1 pseudogene is annotated in these 1709 nt (G+C 36.9%); it reads left to right on the top strand.

From position 1 onward, the window contains the following. A pseudogene (locus ESZ54_RS12555) lies at positions 1 to 1709 on the top strand (hypothetical protein); the annotation flags it as partial.

Below are 1709 nucleotides of genomic sequence, written 5' to 3' on the forward strand. Positions count from 1 at the left end.
ATTATAAAAAAAGATGAACCTGTTTGGAAAGATGCTGAATTGACTGAAAAACAGGGGTCAACAACTGACTTGTATCATCAAGTTTATCGTGTTAAACAGAAAATTACTTTATCAGAAAATCAAATTATATTGGCATTATACAATCATGAAGAGCAATTGATTGGTTATGTTGATGAAACTGTGACGCAAGAATCTGGGATTGGAGGCTTATGGCAATCAACGCGCAAGTTTGTATCAGTAATATCAGAAGAAGGGGCTATTTTAAATGACCTTTCAGGCAGTGTTCGTCGACCGACAAAAGATGTGTTACATCAAACATATGAAGCGAGAGGGTACTACAACCATTTTGATGGTCATGTCTATTATTCACTTTATACAGTAAATGGTGCATGGCAAGGTTATGTTTCAGAGCAACTTGTTGAAGAGACAGGTAGTGCCCAAGGTTCATGGCGACCAGATAGCCGTATTGTTAAAGTGCAAGGAACTTCTTATGCGACATACAATAATTTTAACTGGCATGTAAAACACTCAGGTGCGCAAGTAAAAGATAAAGTGTATCAAGTGCGTGGCTGTTATAAGCATGCAGATGGCAATACGTATTATTCACTTTATGATCATCAAGGATCATGGCAAGGTTATATTGACTCGCGTGGTGTTGAAGAAACAACAGATGGCCAAGGGCCGTGGCGTGCTAAGAAAAGTTATTTAACAATTAAAAATTCAGAGGCTAAACTTTACCAAGGTTTTAATTGGACTGTTCGTCAAACTGCTGAAAATTTAATGGATCAAACACTTCAAGTGAATGGTTATTACAATCATTTGAATGGTAATACGTATTATTCTATTTATAATCTTGATGGTGCGTGGCAAGGTTATATTGATGAAAAAGATGTTGAACTTACAGCACCACAAGGTGCTTATCATGCGATGAAAGAAACAGTAACTGTCAAAAAAGGTAACCATCCGATTTATGGGAATTTTAATTGGTGGGTTAAGAGTCGTAGCTCACAACTAGAAGGAAAAGTACTGGAAGCTCGTGGTTATTATCGCCATATTAATGGCTCAACTTATTACACTATTTATGATTCAAGAGGATCATGGCAAGGTTACATCGATGAAAAACATGTTCAGAAAATGGAACCACAGGGCCCGTGGATTAGCAAAAAAGGCTATATTCAGATTAAAAAAGGTACCGCTGAATTGTATCAAGGTTTTAGTTGGGCTGTTCGTCAAACTGGTGAAGGGCTACTAGGTCAAACGCTAGTTGTGAATGGTCAATATCACCATATCAATAGTAATACGTATTATTCTGTATATAATCAAGATGGTGCATGGCAAGGTTATATTAATAAAAATGAAGTGGATGAAGTGGGTGCTCAAGGCCCGTGGATGGGTACTAATAAATACATCACAATCCGCAATGGTAACTATTTAATTTATAATAATTTTAATTGGTCAGTACGTAAAAAAACAAGTCAAGTTATGGATACAACTTACCAAGTGAAGGGGTATTACAAACACTTGAATGGTGCCACTTATTATTCACTATATGACGGTGGTGGAAACTGGCAAGGTTATATCAATGCTGGAGGAGTCCAAGAAGCATCGGGACCAGAAGGTGTTTGGTTATCTGACTATCGTGATGTGACAATTAGTAAAGGAAATTATAGTTTCTATAATAGTTTTAATTGGAGTGTTCGGGGTAGTTC

The sequence above is a fragment of the Vagococcus silagei genome, from assembly GCF_004795745.1.
Lineage (GTDB): Bacteria > Bacillota > Bacilli > Lactobacillales > Vagococcaceae > Vagococcus > Vagococcus silagei.